This window comes from Actinomadura viridis (assembly GCF_015751755.1).
Classification (GTDB): Bacteria; Actinomycetota; Actinomycetes; order Streptosporangiales; family Streptosporangiaceae; genus Spirillospora; species Spirillospora viridis.
The window spans coordinates 4,837,690-4,859,156 of sequence record NZ_JADOUA010000001.1 but is presented as its reverse complement, the minus strand read 5'-3'; the positions used below and the strand labels follow the sequence as shown (position 1 = coordinate 4,859,156).

The 21,467-nt window shown below is 75.5% G+C and carries 13 protein-coding genes; 2 read left to right on the top strand and 11 right to left on the bottom strand.

Annotation, left to right across the window (positions count from 1 at the left end; genetic code table 11):
• The first annotated feature begins 81 nt into the window (after positions 1-81).
• Entirely contained in the window at positions 82-1,356 is a 1,275-nt protein-coding gene (gene rocD, locus IW256_RS22440; RefSeq protein WP_197012852.1) for an ornithine--oxo-acid transaminase, read from the top strand.
• Here the strand turns inward: rocD and IW256_RS22435 are convergent.
• From IW256_RS22435 to IW256_RS22395, 9 genes are read right to left on the bottom strand one after another with little or no spacing between them, the layout of a single operon-like run.
• The gene (locus IW256_RS22435; protein ID WP_197012851.1) at positions 1,328-2,119 is read right to left on the bottom strand and encodes an SDR family NAD(P)-dependent oxidoreductase; all 792 of its coding nucleotides are present in this window, start codon (positions 2,117-2,119) and stop codon (positions 1,328-1,330) included. The genes rocD and IW256_RS22435 overlap by 29 nt on opposite strands.
• Positions 2,116-3,411 (bottom strand): acyltransferase domain-containing protein, encoded by a 1,296-nt coding sequence (locus tag IW256_RS22430; protein WP_197012850.1) that lies wholly within the window; start codon positions 3,409-3,411, stop codon positions 2,116-2,118. Before IW256_RS22430 ends, IW256_RS22435 begins: the two co-directional genes overlap by 4 nt.
• Positions 3,408-4,646 carry a class-II aminoacyl-tRNA synthetase family protein gene (locus IW256_RS22425; RefSeq protein WP_197012849.1) on the bottom strand — a complete coding sequence of 413 codons (1,239 nt, stop codon included), beginning with the start codon at positions 4,644-4,646 and terminating at the stop codon, positions 3,408-3,410. The genes IW256_RS22430 and IW256_RS22425 overlap by 4 nt, the downstream gene beginning before the upstream one ends.
• Positions 4,647-4,650: 4 nt before the next feature.
• Entirely contained in the window at positions 4,651-5,865 is a 1,215-nt protein-coding gene (locus IW256_RS22420; RefSeq protein ID WP_197012848.1) for an acyl-CoA dehydrogenase family protein, read from the bottom strand.
• Positions 5,850-6,122 (bottom strand): acyl carrier protein, encoded by a 273-nt coding sequence (locus IW256_RS22415; protein ID WP_197012847.1) that lies wholly within the window; start codon positions 6,120-6,122, stop codon positions 5,850-5,852. Before IW256_RS22415 ends, IW256_RS22420 begins: the two co-directional genes overlap by 16 nt.
• On the bottom strand, positions 6,119-6,976 hold the full coding sequence (locus tag IW256_RS22410; RefSeq protein ID WP_197012846.1) for a 3-hydroxyacyl-CoA dehydrogenase family protein: 858 nt from the start codon (positions 6,974-6,976) through the stop codon (positions 6,119-6,121). Before IW256_RS22410 ends, IW256_RS22415 begins: the two co-directional genes overlap by 4 nt.
• A 29-nt stretch (positions 6,977-7,005) precedes the next feature.
• Positions 7,006-7,806, bottom strand: coding sequence for a thioesterase II family protein (locus IW256_RS22405; RefSeq protein WP_197012845.1), 801 nt, complete (start codon positions 7,804-7,806; stop codon positions 7,006-7,008).
• Positions 7,803-10,391, bottom strand: a complete 2,589-nt coding sequence (locus tag IW256_RS42795) for a type I polyketide synthase (protein ID WP_197012844.1) — start codon at positions 10,389-10,391, stop codon at positions 7,803-7,805. Before IW256_RS42795 ends, IW256_RS22405 begins: the two co-directional genes overlap by 4 nt.
• The gene (locus IW256_RS22395) at positions 10,388-13,819 is read right to left on the bottom strand and encodes a non-ribosomal peptide synthetase (RefSeq protein WP_197012843.1); all 3,432 of its coding nucleotides are present in this window, start codon (positions 13,817-13,819) and stop codon (positions 10,388-10,390) included. The genes IW256_RS42795 and IW256_RS22395 overlap by 4 nt, the downstream gene beginning before the upstream one ends.
• A gap of 270 nt (positions 13,820-14,089) precedes the next feature.
• On the opposite strand from IW256_RS22395, the gene IW256_RS22390 reads away from it, so the two are divergent.
• The gene (locus IW256_RS22390) at positions 14,090-16,051 is read left to right on the top strand and encodes a CocE/NonD family hydrolase (protein ID WP_197012842.1); all 1,962 of its coding nucleotides are present in this window, start codon (positions 14,090-14,092) and stop codon (positions 16,049-16,051) included.
• Here the strand turns inward: IW256_RS22390 and IW256_RS22385 are convergent.
• Positions 16,044-17,372, bottom strand: a complete 1,329-nt coding sequence (locus IW256_RS22385; protein ID WP_197012841.1) for an MFS transporter — start codon at positions 17,370-17,372, stop codon at positions 16,044-16,046. The genes IW256_RS22390 and IW256_RS22385 overlap by 8 nt on opposite strands.
• Entirely contained in the window at positions 17,372-21,424 is a 4,053-nt protein-coding gene (locus IW256_RS22380; RefSeq protein ID WP_197012840.1) for a non-ribosomal peptide synthetase, read from the bottom strand. The genes IW256_RS22385 and IW256_RS22380 overlap by 1 nt, the downstream gene beginning before the upstream one ends.
• Positions 21,425-21,467: the final 43 nt, after the last annotated feature.

Genomic DNA, 21,467 nt, shown 5'->3' with positions numbered 1-21,467 from the left:
CCGGCGTGCCGGAGACGCCGGACCGGCCGCGAACGCACGGAAGGCAGGCGGGATGAACGGGAATCGTGGAGAGGTGCGGGCATGACCGCGTACGACGTCAGCGACGTGGTGCCCTCCGCCGCGCACATCGAGCAGACCGAGCGGTACGCGGCGCGCAACTACCACCCGCTGCCGGTCGTCCTGGCGTCGGGCGACGGGGCCTGGGTGACCGATGTCGAGGGGCGCCGCTACCTCGACTGCCTCGCCGGCTACTCGGCGCTCAACTTCGGGCACCGCCATCCCCGGCTGGTCCGCCGGGCCCAGGAGCAGATCGAGCGCCTGACCCTCACGAGCCGCGCGTTCTACAACGACCAGCTGGGCCCGTTCTCCCAGGCCCTGGCCGAGCTGACCGGCAAGGACCGGGTCCTGCCGATGAACAGCGGGGCGGAGGCCGTCGAGACGGCCATCAAGGTCAGCCGGAAGTGGGGCTACCTGGCCAAGGGCGTCGAGCCGGGCCGGGCCACCATCCTGACCATGCGCGGGAACTTCCACGGGCGCACCACGACGATCGTCGGCTTCTCCGACGACGAGCTGGCCAGCGCCGACTACGGCCCGTTCACCCCCGGGTTCGCGTCCGTTCCCTACGGCGACATCGAGGCCGTCGCGGACGCGCTCGACGACACCGTCGTGGCGGTGCTCTTCGAACCGGTCCAGGGCGAGGGCGGCGTCGTGCTGCCCCCGCCCGGCTTCCTCCAGGAACTGCGCGCCCTGTGCACGGAACGGGGCGTGCTGATGGTCGCCGACGAGATCCAGTCCGGTCTGGCACGTACCGGGCGCACCTTCGCCTGCGACCACGAGGACGTCGCCCCGGACGTCTACGTGCTGGGCAAGGCGCTGGGCGGCGGGCTGTATCCGGTCTCGGCGGTCGCCGCCGACGACGGCGTCCTCGGGCTGGTGAAGCCCGGAACGCACGGGTCCACCTTCGGCGGGAACCCGCTGGCCGCCGCGATCGGCCACGAGGTCGTCGGCATGCTGGCCACGGGGGAGTTCCAGGAACGTGCGCGCGTCCTCGGCGACCGGCTCGCGAACCGGCTGGGCGCCCTGGTCGGCGGCGGGGTCCAGGCGGTCCGCGTCCGCGGCCTCTGGGCCGGCGTGGACATCGACCCCGAGCTGATGACCGGACGCGAGGCCTGCGAAGGGCTCATGCGCCGGGGGGTGCTGGCCAAGGACACCCACGGCTCGACCGTGCGCTTCGCGCCCCCGCTGGTCGCGACCGAGAGCGATGTGGACCTGCTCGCCGGCGCGCTGGAGGACGTCATCGACGTCCGCGTCGCGCGCCGGGCCGGTGTCACCCCGGGCCGGCCGTCCCCCGCCTGAGGGACAGCCAGGGATTCCCCTCACCGCGCGGGCCGAGCCACAGGCCGCCGCTGACGTCGATGACCTGGCCCGTGATCCAGCGGGCCTCGTCGGAGGCGAGGAAGGCGACGACGCCGGCGATGTCGGCGGGCCGCCCGATCCGGCCCAGCGCGGTGACCCGGCCGACCGCCGAGGCCGCCTCGGGGTCGGCGAGCCAGCCGGTCATGGCGCTCGCGGTGAGGCCGGGCGCCACCGTGTTGACGGTGATGCCCCGTTCGCCCAGGACGTTGGCCAGGACGCGTCCCATCACCTCGGTGGCGCCCTTGGACATGGCGTACGCGAAGTCGCGCAGCGCGATGCGGGTGGCGCCCGAGGAGATGTTGACGACGCGGCCCCCGTCCGGCATGAGCGGCAGCGCGCGCTGGACGACGAAGAACGGCGCGCGGACGTTGACCGCGAACAGCCGGTCGAACTCGCCCGGCTCGATCCGGTCACGGCCCCGGCTCATCATCGACGCGTTGTTGACGACGATGTCGAGGCGGCCGGTGCCGAGCCCGGCGAACAGGTCGTCCAGCCCCTCGTCCGTGCCGAGGTCCGCCCGGACGAGGGAGCCGCGGCCCCCGGCGCGCTCGATGGCGGCGAGGGTCGCGCGCGCGTCCTCCTCGCTGGTGCGGTAGTGGACGGTGACGCACGCCCCGGCCGCGGCGAGCCGCTCGGCGACGGCCCGCCCGATGCCGCGCGCCGCCCCGGTGACCAGGGCGTTCCGGCCGGTGAGGTCGGTCATGACAGCTCCTGGAGCCCGGACCAGTCCAGGTCGGTGCCGGCCTCCCAGAGGCGGGCGAGGGCGGTGAGCGTGAGCCGCAGGTCGGTCCGGCTCTCGAACACGCCCGGGATCGTGCGCAGCTTGGGACCCTCGTGGGAGGCCAGGCCGGTCAGCGTGCGACCGGGGCCGAGCTCGACGGTGACGGGGCGGGGGAGATCGGATATCCGGCCCAGCGCCTCGGCGAACCGGAGGGGCGTGCTGAGATGGCGGGCCCAGTACGCGGGGTCGGCCGCCTCCGCGCCGGTGATCCAGGTGCCGGTCACGTTCGACGGGAAGGGGATCGCGGGCGGGCGCAGCGGGATCGCGGCCAGCGCCTCGCGGAGGGGTTCCTCGACGGGCGCCATCAGCGGGGAATGGAAGGCGTGGCCGGTCGCCAGGCGGCGGCAGGCGATCTCCGCGTCCGCCAGGCGGCCCGCCACGCGCTCGACGGCGTCCGGCGGCCCGGCCAGGACGGTCAGGCGCGGGCCGTCGAACGCGGCGACCGAGACGCCGTCCTCACCCAGGCGGGGGAGCACCGCCTCGGGGGCCGCCATGACGGCGAGCATGGCGCCGGGAGGGAGCCCGTCCACCAGGCGGGCGCGGTGGGCGATCAGTCCGAGCGCGTCGCCGGGACGCATCACGCCCGCCAGGCACGCCGCGACGTACTCGCCGACGCTGTAGCCGATCAGCGCCGACGGCATGACGCCGAGCGCGACCAGGGTCCGGGCGAGGGCGTACTGCGTGGCGAAGGCCAGCGGCTGGGCGACACGCGTCCGGTGGATCTCCTGGACGGAGGCCCGCCGGTCGAACAGCGCGGCCAGGTCGGGCGCGCGGGGCCCGCCCCCGGGCCCGCCTCCAGGGCCGCCGCCGGGCTCGCCGGGCCCTCCGGGATAGAGGACCTCGCGCAGGTCGGTGCCCGTCGCGGCGCGCAGGAGGTCCAGGCACCGGTCGAGCTCCGCGCGGAAGCGCGGCACGTGGCGGTACAGGCCGGAGGCCATCCCCGGGTACTGGTCACCCACCCCCGAGAACATGAACACGATGCTCGCCGCGCCGCCGCCGGGGCCGTCCGGGCCGTGCGTCCCGCCAGGCCCCGCCTCGCGCAGCAGCCGCGCCGCCCCGGCCGGGTCGTCGGCGACGACGGCGCGGCGGAACGGCAGGTGGCGGGGCCTGCGCGGCACCTCCGCGCCCGTCTCCAGGCTCTCCGCCAGGTCCTTGACCTCCTGCTCCAGCTCCTGCGGGCCGGCGGCCGAGACCGCGTACAGCCGGGGCCTCACCCCTCCACCGCCTTCCGTACCCGGGCGGGCCAGCGCGCCGGGTCCGCGCCGTGCCGGCACAGGAACGCGTAGGCGAGGCGTTCCAGCCCGAACCCCGCGCAGGAGGTGTGCACCGGCCCGTCCGCGCCGCCGATGCCGAACGACTCGCCGAAGAACCGGTCGTGGAAGTTGAACGAGGCCACCGCCACGTCCCGGTCGCCGTCCAGCGGCAGCCTCAGCTCGTACTTCAGCTCCAGCAGGTGCTGCGACCAGACGCGCTCGGCCGTGCCGGCGTCGGCGAAGAACGGATCGCCGGCGACCTCGCACCGGCCGCCGAGGCCGAGGTCGTCCATGAGGTCCCAGGCGCGTTCCATCAGGCGGCGGCGGTCCGCGAGCACCCGGTCGCGGGGGCCGAGCAGGACGACCTCCCGGATGGTGAAGTCCCACAGCCGTTCCAGCGACCTGCGGTACCGGGCCTCGTACCGGAACGACTTGCCGCGCGCGGTGACCGTGGCCGCACCGCCCGGCAGCGGCGCGTCGGCGAACCGGTGGTAGGTGTGGAAGCACATGGTCGGCGGCAGGCAGTGGTCGGCGTCCCCGGCGTGCGAGCGCAGCGCGCCGGACGGGTCGGCACCGGCGGCGAGCTCGTCCAGGAAGGTCCGGTAGGTGTCCACGTCCCCGTGCAGCCGCGCCACGAACATCGTGAGCTGCGGGAACGACCGGAGGTAGCCGCAGCGCCGCATCGCGGAGGTCGGGATCAGGGTCGGGTAGCGGTGCTCCTCGGCCCCGAACTCCGCCGCGACGAGCGCGCGGATCCGACCGTCCAGCCGGTCCATCAGGGACAGGACGGGCTCGCCGACGCCGATCTGCCCCTCCCCGGCCTCCCAGACGGCCCCCCGCCCGCGCAGGTCGTCGAAGACGTCCCGGACCGTCCCGTCCGCGGTCCCGCGCCACACCACCTTCGGCTCGGGCCGCCGCTGCCGCAGGACGTCGTTCGCCACGACGAAGCGGACCTTGCGGGCCAGGTCGTCCAGGTCGGTCCCCTCGTCCACGGTGACCCGCACCGCGCCGATGCCCGCCTCGCCTCCGGAACCGCCTCCGGACGGGCTCGCGGACGGGCTCTCGGACGGGACGAGCGCGAAGTCGCGGATCGCCTCGGACACGAAGAACACCCGGGTGGACAGCTCGTTCGCGTGGGTGCGAGGTACGGGCGGGTCCAGCGCGATCCGGTAGGTGACGGCCCCGGCCGTGCCCATGGGCTCACCCGCCTTCCGGGGCGCCGGACAGGACGCCGCTCAGCCCGAGCAGCTCGGCGAGGATGCCGCGCTGCACCGCCGACGTCCCGGCGAAGATCGGCCCGCCGAGGGCGTCGCGCAGCTCGCGTTCGAGGTCGTATCCGTTCAGGTAGCCGCGGGCGCCGTGCACCTGCACCGCCGCCATCGCCGTCCGCACCAGGCTCTCACTGACGAAGATCTTGGCGATCGTGGCGTCCTGGAGGGCCAGGCGCCGCTCCCGCTTGAGCCATCCGACCCGGTAGAGGATCAGCCGGGCCAGCTCCAGCCGGATCTTCATGTCGGCGATCTCGTGCGCGACGGCCTGGAACCCGCCGATCGCGCGGCCGAACTGGCGGCGCGAGGACGCGTGCGCGATCGAGCTCTCCAGCAGCCGCTCCATGACCCCGAGGTGGCCGGCGAACATGAATGCCCGTTCCCACTCGATGGTGGCGTTGAAGATCGCGTAGCCGGAGCCCTCCCGGCCGAGCAGGTTCCCGGCCGGGACGCGGGCGCCGTCGAACTCGACCGCGCCCATGGGGGTGCTCCTCAGCCCCAGCTTGGTGAACTCGCGGGTCCGGTGGACGCCGGGCAGGTCGGCCGTGACGAGGAACGCCGAGAGCGCGTCCTGGGCACGGCCGCGGCCCGCGCCGCCGCCCGCCGCGCCGCCCGTCTCGCCGCCCGTCCGGGCGAGCACGACGAAGACGTCGGCGACCGGGCCGTTGCTGACGAACCACTTCGTCCCGTCGAGGACGTAGTGGTCGCCGTCGCGGACCGCGGTCGTGCGCAGGCCGAGCACGTCGGACCCGGCCTCGGGCTCGGAGAGGGCGTGCGCGCCGACCAGGGCGCCGTCGCACATGGGCTTGAGGTAGCGGGTCTTCTGCTCCTCGGTCCCGTGCAGCAGCAGGTAGACGGCGCATCCCCACAGGTGGTTGTTGACGGCGAACACCAGGCCGTTGTCGCGGCAGCCGTAGCCGAGCGCCTCCAGGGCGATCATCGTGCTGAGCGGGTCGAGGCCGCGGCCGCCGTACCGGGCGGGCACCGGCCAGCCGAGCACGCCGTGCTCGGCGCACCGCGCCCAGTCGCGCGCGGGGAAGCGCGACTCCCGGTCGTCGTCGGCGGCCGCGGCCCCCAGCTCGCTCCGGGCGAACGCGATCGTCGCGCGCCTCAGCTCGCGCTGCTCGGGGCTCAGGTCGAAGTCCACCCGCCACCTCCGGCCAGGGCCTCCCGCTTGCGGTCGACGAACGCACCGATCGCCGACACCGAGCGGATGTTGGCGAAGTCGAGGTCGGTGCCCTCCAGCGGCACGTCGAACGTCCGCTCGATCCACATGACGAGCTGCACCGCGAACAGCGAGTTGACGTACCCGGTCGCGAACAGGTCCTCGTCGTCGCCGACCTTCAGGTCGTGGACGTGCCGGGAGATGAACGCGCGCACCGTCTCCCGTTCGGCATCGGTCATCGGACCTCCTCGTAGCTGTGGAAGCCCCGCCCCGACTTGCGGCCGAGCAGCCCGGCGTCGACCATCGTGCGCAGCAGCGGGCAGGGCCGGTACTTGGATTCGTTGAGGTCGTCGTAGAGGACCTCCAGCGAGTACAGGACGGTGTCGAGCCCGATGAGGTCGGCCGTCTCCAGCGGGCCCATCGCGTGCCCGAAGCACTCCTTGAACAGCCGGTCGACGTCCCCGGCGGACGCGACGCCCTCCCGCAGGAGGAACATCGCCTCGTTGACCGTGAGCATCATGACGCGGTTGGTCACGAACCCCGGCGAGTCCCCGACCACGACGCAGCCCTTCCCGACGCCGGCGAGCAGGGCGCGGAACCGCTCGACGGTCCCGTCCGAGGTGTGGAAGCCCCGGATGACCTCGACGGTCGGCTTGAGCGGTGCCGGGTTCATGAAGTGGGCGCCCACGACGTCGGCGGGCCGGCCGGTGAGCGAGGCGATCCGCGTGATCGGCATCGCGGAGGTGTTCACGCCGAGGACCGCGCCGGGCGGGCAGATCCGGTCCAGGTCGGCGTAGAGGGGTCGCTTGACCTCCCACTTCTCGGTGACGTTCTCCACGACGCAGTCGGCCGCCCGCAGCTCCTCCAGGTCGGTGGTGAACCTGATGCGCCCGGTCACCTCGCCGGGGTCGCGGCGCGGCTCGGCGGGACGCAGGAGGGGCATGAGCCGGACGCCCCGCGCGATCTCCTCCCGGGCCCGGTCCAGCGCGGACGCCACGACGTCGACGAGCACGACCTCGTGGCCCCCGGACGCGAAGAGCTGCGCGACGCCGGTGCCCATGGTGCCCGCGCCGACCACGCCTATCCGTTTCATCTGGGCTGTCCCTTCCGGTGTTCGCGGCCTCATGGGCCGGGTCCGGTGATCGCGGCGTGCAGGAGCCGCAGCGTCTCGTGCCGCCGGTCCCGGAAGTAGAAGTGGCCGCCGGGCAAGGTGTGCAGCGCGAACGGTCCGGCGGTGTGCGCGCTCCAGCGGTCCATGCGCGCCGCCGCCGGATCGCCGGTGCCGCCGATCGCGACGATCCCGCACCGCGCCGGGGGCCCGGGGACGTACCGGTACGTTTCGAGGGCCTCCAGATCGGCCCGGAACCCGCGCAGGGTGTACGCCAGCAGGTCCGGGTCGGCACGGATCTCCTCCGGGAGCGGGCCCCAGCGCCGCCCGATCTCCCGCAGCAGTTCCAGGTCGGGCAGCAGGTGCAGGACGCCGCCCGGCGGCACCGCCTCCGGCGGGGCGGGGCAGGCCGACACGACGAGCCGGTCCGGCCCGGGGACGCCGCGCGCCTCCATCGTCCGCGCGACCTCGAACGCGACGAGGGCGCCGAGGCTGTGGCCGGCGAACGCGACGCGTTCCTCCCGCCCCGCCGTCTCCGTTCCGATCGCCGCGACGATCGCCTCGACCAGGTCCGCCATCCGGTGGAGAGGGGGCTCGAAGAGCCGGGAGGCGCGGCCGGGCGGCTGCACCGCGCGGACCCGCACGCCCGGGAGGTCCTCGGACCAGCGCACGAACTCGCCGGGCGTGCCCCCGGCGTGCGGGAAGCAGTACAGCGACACCTCCGCCTCCGCGCGGGGCGGCCGGCCGACGAGCCACGCTCCGCCGGGCGCGGCGCGGCCCGCGCCGGCCGCGCCCGGACCGGCCGGCCGGGTCATCGCCCGCTCCCGTCCGGGCCGGCGGCCGGGCCGGTCATCCGCGCCTCGACGAGCGCGGCGAACGCGTTCGCGGTCGGCGCCTCGAACATCGACCGCAGCACGACGTCCACCGGGAAGATCTTGCGGATCCGGACGAGGAACTGCGTCGCGACCAGCGAGTCGCCGCCGAGGTCGAAGAAGCTCTCGTCCGGATCGAGCCGGTCGAGGCCGAGCATCTCGGCGAAGAGGCGCCGGACGACCTCGCCCACGTCCGCGTCCGCGTCCGCATCTGCCGCGCCGTTCACGGGCCCGGCGGCGACGCCCGCCCCGCTCGCGGCGCCGTTCGCCGGGGCGGCAGGGGCGGCAGGGGCGGCGGGGGCGGCGGGCTCGGCCGGGTCGACCGCGTACCGGCGCCGCTCGAACGGGTACACCGGCAGCGGTGTCCGGGCCCGGCGCGCCCCGGCGTGGACGGCCTCCCAGCCGACCGGCGTCCCGGCCGCCCACAGCCGTCCGGCCACCGCCAGCGCCGCGGCCTCGGCGGTCGCGCGGCCCGGTTCCGCGGTCACGGCGGCCACCGCGTGGTCGCCGTGACCGCCGGGCGCCCCGGCGGGGAGGGGGCGCCCGGTCAGGTCGCACAGCAGCGGGATCTCCGGGCGGCGGAGCGGGACCTCCTGGGCCAGGGCCGCGAAGTCCCTCGCGCCGCCGGGCCCGGCCCGGCCGTCCTGGAGGGCGCGCGCCCGTTCGGCCACGAGCCGGGCGGCGTCGGCCAGCGGGAGGACCCCGGCGACCGCCGCCGCGGTCAGCGCGCCGGCGCCCTCGCCCCGCACGGCGTCCGGGACGATCCCCCACGAGGCCAGCAGCCGCGCCAGCGCGTACTCCTGGGCGAACGCCATGAGGCCGTCGTGCACGCTGGGCGTGAACGTCATCGGCGGCGCGGCGGCCAGGCACTCGGCCACGAGGCGGAGGAACCGCGGCTCCCCCGGGAGGCGCCGGGTCGTGGTCCCCGGGAAGGCGAGCGTGACGGGCCGGGGCCGGGCGGGCTCCCCGGCGGTGCGCAGGCGGTCACCGGCCCGGCCTTCGAGGACGCGGACCGCGTCGGCGGCGCCGCCGACGACCGCGTGGCGGCGGAACGGGTGCTCGGCACGGCCCGTCTGCAGCGTCCAGGCCACGTCGGCCAGCGGGACGCCGGGACGGGCGCGCAGGTGGGCGGCGAGCCGTTCCGTCACCGCGTCCAGGGCGGCGGGGCTCTTCGCCGACAGCACGAGGAGCTGCCAGGGGCGGCCCGGGGCGACCGGCGGGGGAGGCGGGGCCTGCTCGAGGACGACGTGCGCGTTCGTGCCGCCCATGCCGAACGAGCTCACCCCTGCCCGCCGCGGCCCCCGAGGCCGCCACTCGACGGTCCGCGTGACGACCTCGAACGGGACGGACGCGAAGTCGATCCCCGGGTTCGGCTCGGTGAAGTGCAGGCTCGGCGGGATGAGGCCGCGTTCCAGCGCCATGACGGTCTTGATGAGCCCGGCCGCGCCCGCCGCCGCGTCGGTGTGCCCGATGTTGGTCTTCACCGACCCGAGCGCGCAGGGCCCGTCCCGCCCGGTGGTGGTGGCGCTGAAGGCCAGGGTGAGGGCGGCGACCTCGATCGGGTCGCCGATCGGCGTGGCGGTGCCGTGCGCCTCGACGTAGCCGACCGACGCGGGGTCGACGTCCGCGACCTCCTGCGCCGCGCGGATCACGGCGGCCTGCCCCTCGACACCGGGCGCGGTGTACCCGATCCGGTCCGCGCCGTCGTTGTTCACCGCCGAGCCGCGGATCACCGCGCGCACCGGGTCGCCGGCGGCCAGCGCCTCGGGGAGCCGTCTGAGCGCCACCAGGCCCGCGCCGTCGCCGCCGACGATCCCGCTCGCGCCGGCGTCGAACGTGCGGCACGCGCCGTCGGGGGACAGGATCCCGCCCTCGGCGTACGCGCCGGGCTCGGCCGGGAACCGCACCGTCACCCCGCCCGCGAGCGCGAGGTCGCAGTCGCCCGCCAGCAGCCCCTGGACGGCCATGTGCACCGCGACCAGGGACGTGGCGCACGCGGCCCGCACGGTGACGGCGGGCCCGCGCAGCCCCAGCTTGTACGCGGCGCGCGAGGTCAGGAAGTCCAGGCCGGTGGAGAGCCGGATCTCCCAGTCCGACACCGAGGGCAGGGCGTCCCGCCGGGACCGCAGGAGCGCGGCGTAGGAGGTGTCGGTGCCGCCCGCGTAGACGCCGATGACGCCGGGGAAGCGCGCGGGGTCGCAGCCCGCGTCCTCCAGCGCCTCGACCGCGCACTCCAGGAACACCCGGTGCTGCGGGTCGACGATCCTGGCCTCGCGCGGCGAGTAGCCGAAGTACCCGGCGTCGAACCACTCGGGGTCCCGCAGGAAGCCGCCCGCCGGGACGTACCGCTCGCCCGAGCCGCCCGGGACGGGCCGTTCGGGCAGGCGGGCGACCGCGTCGACGCCGCGCACGAGGTTGTCCCAGAACTCCTCGGGACCGGCCGCCCCCGGGAACCGGCAGGCCAGCCCGATGACCGCGATGTGCGCGGCCTCCTCGCCCGGGTCGCCGGGCTCGCCGACCGCGTTCACTCCGTCCCCTCCGTGTCCGTGCGCCGTGCGCGCCGCCGCTCCAGGCGGGCGAGGCCCCGGCGGCGCCCGTCCGGTGCCCGCGCCCCGGAACGATCGGCCGCGGCGCCGGCCGCGGCGCCGTCCCGTGGCCCGCCGTCGATGTGCCGGGCCAGGGCGCGGACGGTCGGGTACTGGAAGAAGTCGAGGATCGGCGGGCCGTGCCCGAGCCGTTCGACGAGGCGTTCGCGGACCTGGTGGACGAGCAGCGAGTGCCCGCCCAGGTCGAAGAAGTTGTCGGCGACGCCGACCTCGGGCAGGCCGAGGACGGCCGACCAGATCCCGGCGACGAGATCCTCGGTCGGCGTGACCGGCGGCTCGCGCGCTCCGGCCGGCCCGTCCGGCTCGGCGCCCGCCGGCGGCCCGGGGGCGGGCAGGGCGGCGGCGTCGACCTTGCCGTTGGCGGTCAGCGGGAGCCGGTCGAGCGGGACGAGCGTCGAGGGGATCATGAACGCGGGCAGGTCGCGTTCCAGATGGCGGCGGACCTCCGCGGACGCGGGCGTCTCCTGCCCGTCGCGCGCCACCAGGTAGGCGACCAGCCGCCGGTCGCCGCCGGGGCCGTCGTCGCGGACCGCGACATGCGCCCGCCCGATCGCGGGATGGCGGCACAGCACCGACTCGATCTCGCCCGGCTCGATCCGGTTGCCGCGCAGCTTCACCTGGGCGTCCGTGCGGCCGACGAAGTCGAGCCTGCCGTCCGGCCGCAACCGCACCACGTCACCGGTCCGGTAGAGGCGCCCGCCGGGCCCGGCGGTGAACGGGTCGGGCACGAACCGTTCGGCCGTGAGCGCCGGCCGGGCCAGGTAACCGCGGGCGAGCCCGGGGCCGCCCAGGTACAGCTCCCCGCGCACCCCTGGGGGGACGGGCCGCATCGCCTCGTCCAGGACGTGGACGACGGCGCCCGCTATGGGCACGCCGATGTCGGGCGGCGCACCGGGTGGCGTGTCGGGGGGTGCGCCGGGCGGCGCACCGGCACGGGCCGGACCGGCGGCGGGCGCGATGGTCCCCACGGTGGTGAAGACGGTGCCCTCGGTCGGGCCGTAGGCCAGGTCCACCCGGAACGGCAGCGCGGGATCGGGGCGGGCGCGGAACACCTCCCCGCCCGTCTGGAGCACCCGCAGGCGGACGTCGCCGGGCCAGCTCAGCGCCAGCAGCGGCTCGGCGAGGGCGGTGGTGAGGAAGACCGAGGCGATCCGCTCGGCGATCAGCCACGCCCGGAGCCGGTCCGGGGACAGCCGGGTGCCGGGGTCGGCCACCCGCACCCCGGCGCCGGCGGTGAGGGCGGGCCACAGGTCGATGACCGAGGCGTCGAACCCGGCCGCGTTGACCATCGCCTGCCGGTCGCCGGGGGCCAGCCCGTACTCGGTCCGGTACCAGCGGGTGAAGTTGGCCAGCGCTCCGTGCTCGACCGCGACGCCCTTCGGCCTCCCCGTGGAACCGGAGGTGTACATCACGTAGGCGAGGTCGTGCGGTGAGGGCTCGGCGGCGGGCGGGGCGTCCTCGGGGGAGGGGCCGCCGAGCACGTCCTCCAGGGTGAGCGCCCGCGTGCCCGCGGGGACGCGGGACGCGTGGCCGCCGGCCGTGACCACGTGCGCGACGCCGGCGTCGCGGCACAGGAACGCCAGCCGCTCGGCCGGATGGTCCGGGTCCAGCGGCAGGTAGGCGGCGCCGCTCTTCAGCACGCCCAGCTCGGCGACGGCGAGGTCGGCGCCGCGCGGGAGCAGCACGCCCACCACCTGCTCGGGGCGGGTGCCGAGCCGGAGGAGGCCGGCGGCGACACGGCCTGCGTACGCGTCCAGGTCGCCGTAGGTGAGGCTCCGGCCGCCCTCGCTCAGTGCCACCGCCGAGGGCGTACGGCGGGCCTGCTCGCCGACCAGGACGTGCACCGGCGCGGTCTCCTCGGCGCTGGGTCGCGGCGCGGCCCGGCGCCCGCTCAGCTCGTCCACGACGCGCCCCCGCCGCGCGCCTCCCAGGAGCGGCAGCCGCGAGAGCCGGGTCGAGGGCGCGGCGAGGGCCGCGCGCAGGAGGACCGCGTGGGCGTGCGCCATCCACCCGGCCATGGCGCCGTCGAAGGCGGCCCGGTCGTACTCCCAGAGCAGGGCGTCCGGGGTCATGAGGACGTTGAGGGCGGTGCCCGCGGGTTCGATGACCGGCCCGGCGAACGTCCCGGCGGCGTCCCCGAAGCGGAGGGGGGCCAGGTCGGCGGGGGCGGTGTCCTCCAGCGTGAACGTCGCCTGCGCGAGCGTGCCCCTGCCGCGCCGGGTCAGGAGGCGGGCCAGTTCGTAGTAGGGGTAGTGGCGGGTGCCGCGCGCCTCCCCGACCGCCGCTCCGGCCCGTCGGGCCAGCTCGCGGAACGGCGGATCGCCGCCGAGGTCGCAGCGCAGCGCGACCGGGTCGGTGAAGGCGCCCAGCAGGCCCGGCACGTCTTCCGGGGGCGCCTTGGGCCACGGCGTGGTCACGCAGAGGTCCGTCGCGCCGCTGTAACGGTGCAGGAGCGCGGCGAACCCGGCGAACGCGACGGCGAACGGGCTCGTTCCCCCGGCCCTCCCGAACTCCCTGAGCGCGTCCATGAGCCCGGCGGGCAGTTCCTCGGTCACGAGCCCGTACCCGGCGCCCGGCCCACCGCCCGTGCCGTCCGCGCCGGGTGCGCCGGGTGCGCCGCCCGCGCCGGGTGCGCCGGGTGCGCCGTCCGCGCCGGGTGCGGATCCGGTGTCCGGGGAACGGCCCGGCAGGTCCAGGGGCGGTGGCGGATCGGCGAGCACGCGGCGCAGGCGGGCGAGCCGGGCGCGCATCGCCGGTGAGGAAAGGGAGTCGCGTTGCCAGACCGCGTAGTCGCCGTACTGGACGCGCGGTGCCGCGGCGGCCCCGGCGGCCCCGGCGTCCTCGTGCTCGCCGCCGCCGTACAGGGCGGCTGCCTGCCGGAGCAGGAGCACCGCGCAGCGGCCGTCCAGGATCGCGGGATGCGCCTCCAGGACGATCTCGTGGTCTTCGGGACCGAGGCGGGTGACCGTCCAGCGCACCAGGGGGAGCCGCCCCAGGTCGAACGGTTCGCGGGCCCCGGCGGCCGCCTCGGCGGCGCTCGCGGAGACGGTGACCGCGGCGGCCGTGGTGGCCGTGGTGGCCGGATGCGTCTCCTGGCGCGGCCGTCCGTCGACCTCGCGACAGGTGGTCCGCAGGATCTCGTGCCGCCAGACGAGTTCGGCGACGGCGCCGCGCAACCGGTCCGCCCGGAACGGCCCCCGGACGCGGACGGCGGCGCGCACCGGGCGCCGGCCGCCGTCCGGCCACAGCAGTTCCTGCTGGAAGCTCAGGGGCGTGACGAGCCTCGGTGAATCCGGGGCCGGCGGGGGGAACGGCCGCTCTGGACGATCATATGAATGATCTTGTGGCATCTGGGAGCTTTTCACTTCACACAACGCCTCGTCTGCGTATCCCGCCGCCATTGGGGGGAGGCGGCGGGTCACTGCGGCAGAACGTATATCCGCTTGACAGTGGAGTCAACGGCCACGTGACTTATCTTGAAAATCCTTGTTGCGCGGCAACATGACAGGATTCTTGACGCATCATGAGCGACACTGTCCACATGCGGTCACCGGCGTTGTCGGGGCAGTGTCCCGATGATCTCTTGAAGGACCACGTCCGACCATTCGGAGGAGGTCTCGATGGCGAGGCCCAGGAGCAGGCGCGGACGCGCGCTCGCGGCCGGGGGCGCGGCGGCGCTCGTGCTCTCCGCCTACACCGTGCAGGCCGCCCGGCCGACGGTGTCGGCGGCGCGGCAGGCCGGCCCGTGCGCCGTCGACAAGCAGGCCGACGTACCCGACCGGATGCGCGACGGAACGGTGCTGATGGCGGACGTCTACAAGCCGCGGACCTCGGAGAAGGTCCCGGTCGTGCTGATGCGGACCCAGTACGGCAAGAACGGCCCGCCCAACCAGCCGAACCGCTTCCTGTCGCCCGCCTGGCTGGCGGCCCAGTGCTACATCGTGGTCGTCGAGGACGTGCGCGGGCAGTACGCGTCCAAGGGCACCTTCTACGAGTTCCACCAGGACCTCGACGACGGCTACGACTCCGTCGAGTGGGCGGCGCGGCTGCCCGGGTCGAACGGCCGCGTCGGCATGTACGGATCGTCCTATGTCGGCGCGACGCAATGGCTGGCCGCGCAGAAACTGCCGCCGAGCCTCAAGACGATCGTGCCGATGAATACCTCCAGTGACTATTTCGAGGGCTGGACCTACGAGGGCGGCGCCTTCCGGCTGGGATTCGTCGAGAACTGGTCGATGGAGACCATCGTGCCGTCGGCCGCCGCCAATCGCGGCGACACCGCGCTCGCCGAGCAGCTCAAGAAGGACTATCTCGACATCGCCAAGTGGATGACCTACCGGCCGTACCGGAAATTCCCGCCGTACAAGCCGGAGGATCCGCGGGTCGCGCCGTACTTCTTCGACTGGATCGAGCATTCGACCAATGACAGGTACTGGTCCGACATCGCGCCGGAACGGCACCATTCCCGTATCAAGCTGCCGGTGCTGCATCTGGAGGGCTGGTACGACTCGTTCCTCGACGGAGGCATCCGCAACTTCACCGGCATGACGGCCAACGGCGGCTCGCCGGAGGCACGCGCGGGGCAGCGCCTGGTGATCGGGCCGTGGGACCACCAGACCTGGTCGCGCGTGCCGAAGGAGCGCTACGTCCCCGCGCCGATGCTCTCCGCCATCGGCCCGGCCGGCGACTACCCGCTGGACGAGGTGATGGTCGCCTGGTACGACCACTTCCTCAAGGGCCGGGACAACGGCGTCAGCAACGGCAGGCCCACCGTCGACTACTTCGAGATGGGCTCCAACGTGTGGCGGCGCTCGCCCTCGTGGCCGCTGCCCGGGACGCGGTACACCAAGTACTACCTCGCGAGCGAAGGGCACGCCGCCTCCATCCTGGGCGACGGCAGGCTCACGACGGAGCGGCCCGGCTCGGAGCCGGGCACGGAGCCGGGCACGGAGCCCGGCTCCGGCCAGAAGCCCGACCGGTACACCTACGACCCGCGCAACCCGGTGCCCTCGGTCGGCGGCCACTCCTGCTGCGAGAACCGCGGCGGGCAGCAGGGCCCCTACGACCAGCAGACCGTCGAGGCCCGGCCGGACGTGCTCGTCTACACCAGCCCCGAGCTGACCGCCGACACCCACGTCACCGGCCCGATCAGCGTCGAGCTGTACGCCTCCTCCACCGCCCCGGACACCGACTGGACCGCCAAGCTGGTGGACGTGGCGCCCGACGGCACCGCGCGCAACCTCAACAACGGCATCCTCCGGGCGAGCTTCCGCGAGTCCTCGACACGCCCGACGCCCATCCGTCCCGGCAAGGTCTACAAGTACACGATCAAGATCTGGCCGACCTCGAACCTCTTCAAGGCCGGCCACCGGATCCGCCTGGACATCTCCTCCAGCGACTTCCCGCAGTACGCGCCGAACCCGAACACCGGGGAGAAGTTCGGCCAGAGCGCCCGGGTGCGGACCGCGCACCAGACCGTCCTGCACGACGAGAAGCATCCCTCGTCGGTGACGCTGCCCGTCGTCCCCGCCGACCGGGTGGGCCCGGCGTACCCCAAGATCCCGGTCACCGGGGTCAGGTAGCGCCGGGCCCGGACGGCACGCCGGCGGCGGCCTCGGCGCCGGGGAGGCGGCGCAGGCCGCGCAGCGGCGAGAGGTAGAGCGGCAGGAACGCGGTGGTCATGCCGGCCGCCGCCACCCACAGCACGGTGCGGGGCCCGGCCACGGAGGCCAGGGCCCCGCCGAGGAACGCGCCCAGCGGCATCGTGCCCCACACCAGGAAGCGCATGGTGGCGTTCATCCGGCCGAGCAGCCGGCCGGGGCACAGCGTCTGCCGGAAGCTGACCTGGGCGACGTCGTACACGGCGGCGCCGAACACCAGGCCGAACTCCCCGGCCGCCGCGAGCCAGAGCCGCCAGTCGTCCTGGGCGAGCGGCACGAGCAGCGCGCACAGCCCGGCGCCGGCGGTGCTGGCCCACATCGTCCTGCCCTGCCCGGCGGCGGCGGCGATCCGCCGCGCGAAGAACGCCCCCGCGACGCCTCCCGCCGCGCCCACCGTGAAGAACAGCCCGATGCCCGCCGCCGAGAGCCCGAGGCCGCCCGACAGCAGGACGATCAGCATCGGCTGGCCGGCGCTCCGGAAGAGGTTGAACGCCCCCGTGCACCCGGCGATCGCGCGGAGCAGGCGGTGCCCGAAGACGAACCGCAGCCCTTCCCCGATCTCCCGGCCCAGGTGCCGGTCCGGATCCCGCGGCGGGCGGGCCTCGGGGGCCCGGATGCGCGCGATCCAGACCGCCGACCACACGAAGCACGCCACGTTCGCCACGACGGCGTACGGGGCGGTGAGGGCCTGCACCGCGGCCCCGCCGGCGGCCGGGCCGCCCATCTGCGCGACCGACTGCGTCGCGGCGAGCTTGGCGTTGCCCTCGACGAGGCGGTCACGGCCGACCAGGTGCGGCAGGTAGCTCTGGTAGGCGACGTCGAAGAACACCGTCAGCACCCCGTAGCCGAGGGCCACCAGGCAGAGCTGCGGCAGTGTCAGGACGCCCGCGGCCGCGGCCAGCGGGAGCGTGGCGAGCGCCAGCGCCCGCCCCGCGTCGGCGATGATCAGGACGCGCCGGCAGCGCATCCGGTCCACCCAGGCGCCCGTCGGCAGCCCGAGGAGCAGGAACGCGGCCGTCATCGAGGTGGAGACCAGGCCGACCTGGAACGGCGTGGCGTCCAGGACCGTCGCGGCCAGCAGCGGCAGGACGAACAGGGTCGCGGTCGCGCCGATCTGGCTCGCCGCGTCCCCCAGCCACAGCCGCCGGAAGCCGGGGTGGAACGCCAGGCTCGCGCGGAACCGCGCCCACCGCCCCGGACCGCGCGGCCCCCGCCCGCGCCGCTCCCGGGCGGTGCGGCCCATCAGGGCACGCCCACGAACAGCTCGGACACCCGCGCGTCCGGGTCGCCCGCCACGGCGTCGAGCAGCCGCCCGTACAGCTCGGCCGCCCGCGCGACCGTGCGCGCGTCGAACAGGTCCCGGTCGTACTCCCAGATGAACTCGATCGAGCCCGAGGGCGCCTCCCCGGACCCGTCCCGGCCGGCGGCCTGCTCGGCGGCGGGGATCGCGATCACGTTCAGGTCGAACTTGGCGCTGCCGTTGGCGACGCCGGGCGTGACGCGGGCGTCCAGCCCCGGCATCCGGACGTCCGGCATCGGCGCGTCGTGGAACGCGAACAGCACCTGGCACAGCGGGTGCCGGCCCGCCACCCGTTCCGGCCGCATCGCCGCGACCACCCGGTCGTAGGGGACGTCCTGGTGCGCGTGCGCCCCGAGCACGGCCGACCGGGTCCGCGCGAGCAGCTCGCGGAAGGTCGGGTCGCCGCGCAGGTCGGCGCGGAGCGCCACGGTGTTGATCACCATGCCGAACATCCGCTCCAGCTGCCGCCACCGCCGGTTGGCGATGCCGGACCCGACGCAGAAGTCGTCCTGCTCGGACCAGTGCGACAGCAGGACCTCGAACGCGGCGAGCATGACGGTGAACAGGGTGACGCCCTCGCGGGCGGCCAGCCCGCGCACCCGGCCGGCGGCGTCCGCGGGCACCTCGAAGCGCGGGGCGTCCCCGGTGAAGCGCCGTACGCGAGGGCGGGGACGGTCGGTGGGCAGGTCGAGGAAGTCCGGGACGCCGTCGAGGGCCTCGCGCCAGTAGGCGAGCTGCCGTTCGGAGACCGGCCCCTCCAGCCACGACCGCTGCCACGCCGCGAAGTCGGCGAACTGCACCTCGGGCTCCGGCAGCGGCGGGGGCCCGCCGGTCGCGTACGCGCCGTAGAGCGCGGCCAGCTCACCGACGAAGGCGTTGAACGCCCAGCCGTCGTGGATCAGGTGGTGCTCCAGGTGCAGCAGGACGTGCCGGTCCGGCGCCGCCCGCAGCAGCACCCACCGGACCAGGGGGAGCCGGTCGACCGGGATCGGCCCGGCGACGGCGGCGCGGATCCGGTCGCGCACCGCCGCGTCCGGGTCGTCCGCGCCGCTGAGATCGCCGAACTCCAGCGGCGCCGGGAAGGGCGGATGCACCACCTGCCGCGGCCCTGCCGGCCGCCCGCCCGCACCCGACGGCGGCCCGTCCGCGGGGACGTCGGTGAAGGTGGTCCGGTAGACCTCGTGGCGGCGGACGATCTCGGTCAGTGCCCGGGCGAGGGCGTCGCGGTCGAGGGCCCCGGTCAGCTCGATCGTCGCCTGGAACTGGTAGGCGCGGATCTCCGGGTGGAGCTGCTGCAGGAACCACAGGCGCTCCTGCGAGTACGACAGCGGCAGGTGGCCGTCGCGCGGCACGGGGACGATGGGCGGCACCTCCCGGCCCGCCGGGGGAGAGGACTCGACCGCGGCGGCGACGCCGCGGACGGTCCGGGCCGTGAACACGGCGTCCAGCGGCAGCTCCACCCCGAACTCGGTGCGGACGCGGGCGACCAGCTGGTTGGCCAGCAGCGAGTGGCCGCCGAGCTCGAAGAAGTCGTCGTCCGCGCCGGGCTTGTCCCGGCCGAGCAGCTCCGACCACAGCGAGGCGAGGCCTTCCTGCACCGGCCCCTCGGGAGCCGCCCAGATGCCCGACGGCCGGGGAGGGGACGGCGGCTCCGGCAGGGCCCTCTTGTCGATCTTGCCGTTCGGCGTCAGCGGGAACGTCTCGAGCAGGACCCACGCGGAGGGCACCAGCGCGTCCGGCAGGGACCGCTCGGCGTGGCGCCTGAGATCGGCGATGAGCCGTTCGGGGCCGGCCCACCGGGCGCCCCGCGGCGGGGCGGCGGCCTCGCTCCGTGCGCGCCCGCCGGGGCGGACGGCGGCGAGCATGACCAGGCCCGTGCCGGCGAGGCGCGGGTCCTCGGCGTGGCGTACCCGGTAGCCGCGGGCCTCGAAGAATCCGGTGAGGCGGTCGAGCCGCCCGCCGGTGTCGTGCACCTCCACGAGGACCTGGCGGATCAGCGGCCAGTCGTCCTCGGCCACGCCGGCGACGACCTCCTCCTCGCTCCGTTCCACGTCGATCTTCAGCAGGTCCACCCGGCGGACCCCGTTCTCCCGCAGGACCGCCGACAGCGTCCGGACGGGGCGGACGAAGCGCCGCTCCTCCAGGCTGCGGTCCAGCAGCCGGTCGAGGTCGGGCTCGTCACCCAGGTACGCCCGGAGGACCTCGCGGTCCGCGCCCGGGTCGGCGTACCGGCCCGACATGATCGTCAGGTTGGGGTAGTGGGTCAGCGTCGCCTCGCCCTCGGCGGCGCCGAGCGCGCAGGGGTACAGCCGGGCGTCCACCCCGTGGACGGCGACGTTGCGGCGCAGCAGCTCGAACAGCGGCGGGATCGGCTCGAACGCGTGGACCGTCGCCCCCGACCTCGCGGCGAGCAGGGTGAACAGCCCGGCGTGCGCGCCCGCGTCGACGACGCAGCCGCCGGGGGCGGGGTCGACGCCCAGCTCGGCGTACCGCTCGGTGTCGAAGACCTCGCGTGCCAGGAACTCGCCCTCGGTGCGGTTGGGGACGAGCACCGTCCTGCCGTCGTCCAGGGTGTGCCGTACGGAGGGCACGGGCAGGCCTTCGCGCTCGGCGCGCAGCAGCTCGGCCACCGGGCGGGCGGTCGCGCGGTCGGGCACGGCGTAGGCCACCAGCCTCGGTTCCCCCGCGGGGTCCGGCCGGGCGACCACGGTCGCGCCCGCCACCCCGGGGTGTCCCGCCACCACGGCCGCGGCCTCGCCCGGCTCCACCCGCACGCCGCGGATCTTGACCTGGTCGTCCAGCCGGCCGAGGAACTCCAGCGCCCCGTCGGCGCGCCGGCGCACCCGGTCGCCGGTGCGGTACAGGCGCGCGCCCGGCTCGCCGGACAGGTGGTCGGGGACGAACCGCTCGGCCGTAAGGGCGGGCCGCCCGAGGTAGCCGCGGGCGAGCGCGACGCCGCCGATGAGCAGCTCGCCCGGCTCGCCCGGCCCGGCGGGCCACATCCGCTCGTCCACCACGTGGACCCGCACGCCGGTGATCGGCGTGCCGATCGGCACCGTGGCGTCGCCGGGCCGGCACGTCCACGCGGTCACGTCCACCGCCGCCTCGGTCGGCCCGTACAGGTTGTCCAGCCGCACGCCGGGCAGGCGTTCGAAGAACCGGCCGGCGAGGCCGGGGGGCAGCGCCTCGCCGCTGCAGATGACCCGCCGGAGCGACGCGCACTCCTCGACGCCCGGCACGGCGAGGAACGCGCGCAGCATCGGCGGCACGAAGTGCAGCGTGGTCACGCCGCGCGCACGGACCAGATCCGCCAGGTAGGCGGGGTCGCGGTGCCCGCCGGGCCGGGCGAGGACGAGCCGCGCCCCGTTCATCAGCGGCCAGAACAGCTCCCACACCGAGACGTCGAAGCCGATCGGGGTCTTCTGCAGCACCCGGTCGTCGCCGGTCAGGCCGTAGGCCTCCTGCATCCAGGCGAGCCGGTTGGCGATGGCGCGGTGGGTGTTCATCGCGCCCTTGGGCGTCCCGGTCGAGCCGCTGGTGTGGATCACGTACGCGAGGGCGTCCGGTGGCGGGTCGGCGATCTCGCCGGCCTCCGGCGCCGCGGGTATGCCGTCGAGGGTGAGGACGGTCGCCCGCGAGCCGGGCAGGGCGCTCCTGAACCGTTCCCGGGTGAGGACCACCCGGGCGCCGGAGTCGGCGAGGACGAACGCCCGGCGCCGCTCCGGGTGGTCGAGATCGAGCGGGACGTAGGCGCCGCCCGCCGCCAGCACCCCCAGCAGCGCGACCGGCAGCTCGGCCGAGCGCTCCATGGCGACGGCCACCACCGAGTCCGGCCCGACGCCCTCGGCCCTCAGGCGCGCCGCGACGCCCTGGACGCGTGCCCAGAGGGCGGCGTAGGTGAGCGTGGCCTCGCCGCACTCGACCGCGATCCGCCCGGGAGTGGCGGCCGCCTGCCCGGCCACGGCCCGGTGAACGAGCGTGTCAGGAGCCGGCATGGGCCGCCCCCGTTCCGGTGCGGTTCCGGCCGGGCGGGCCGTC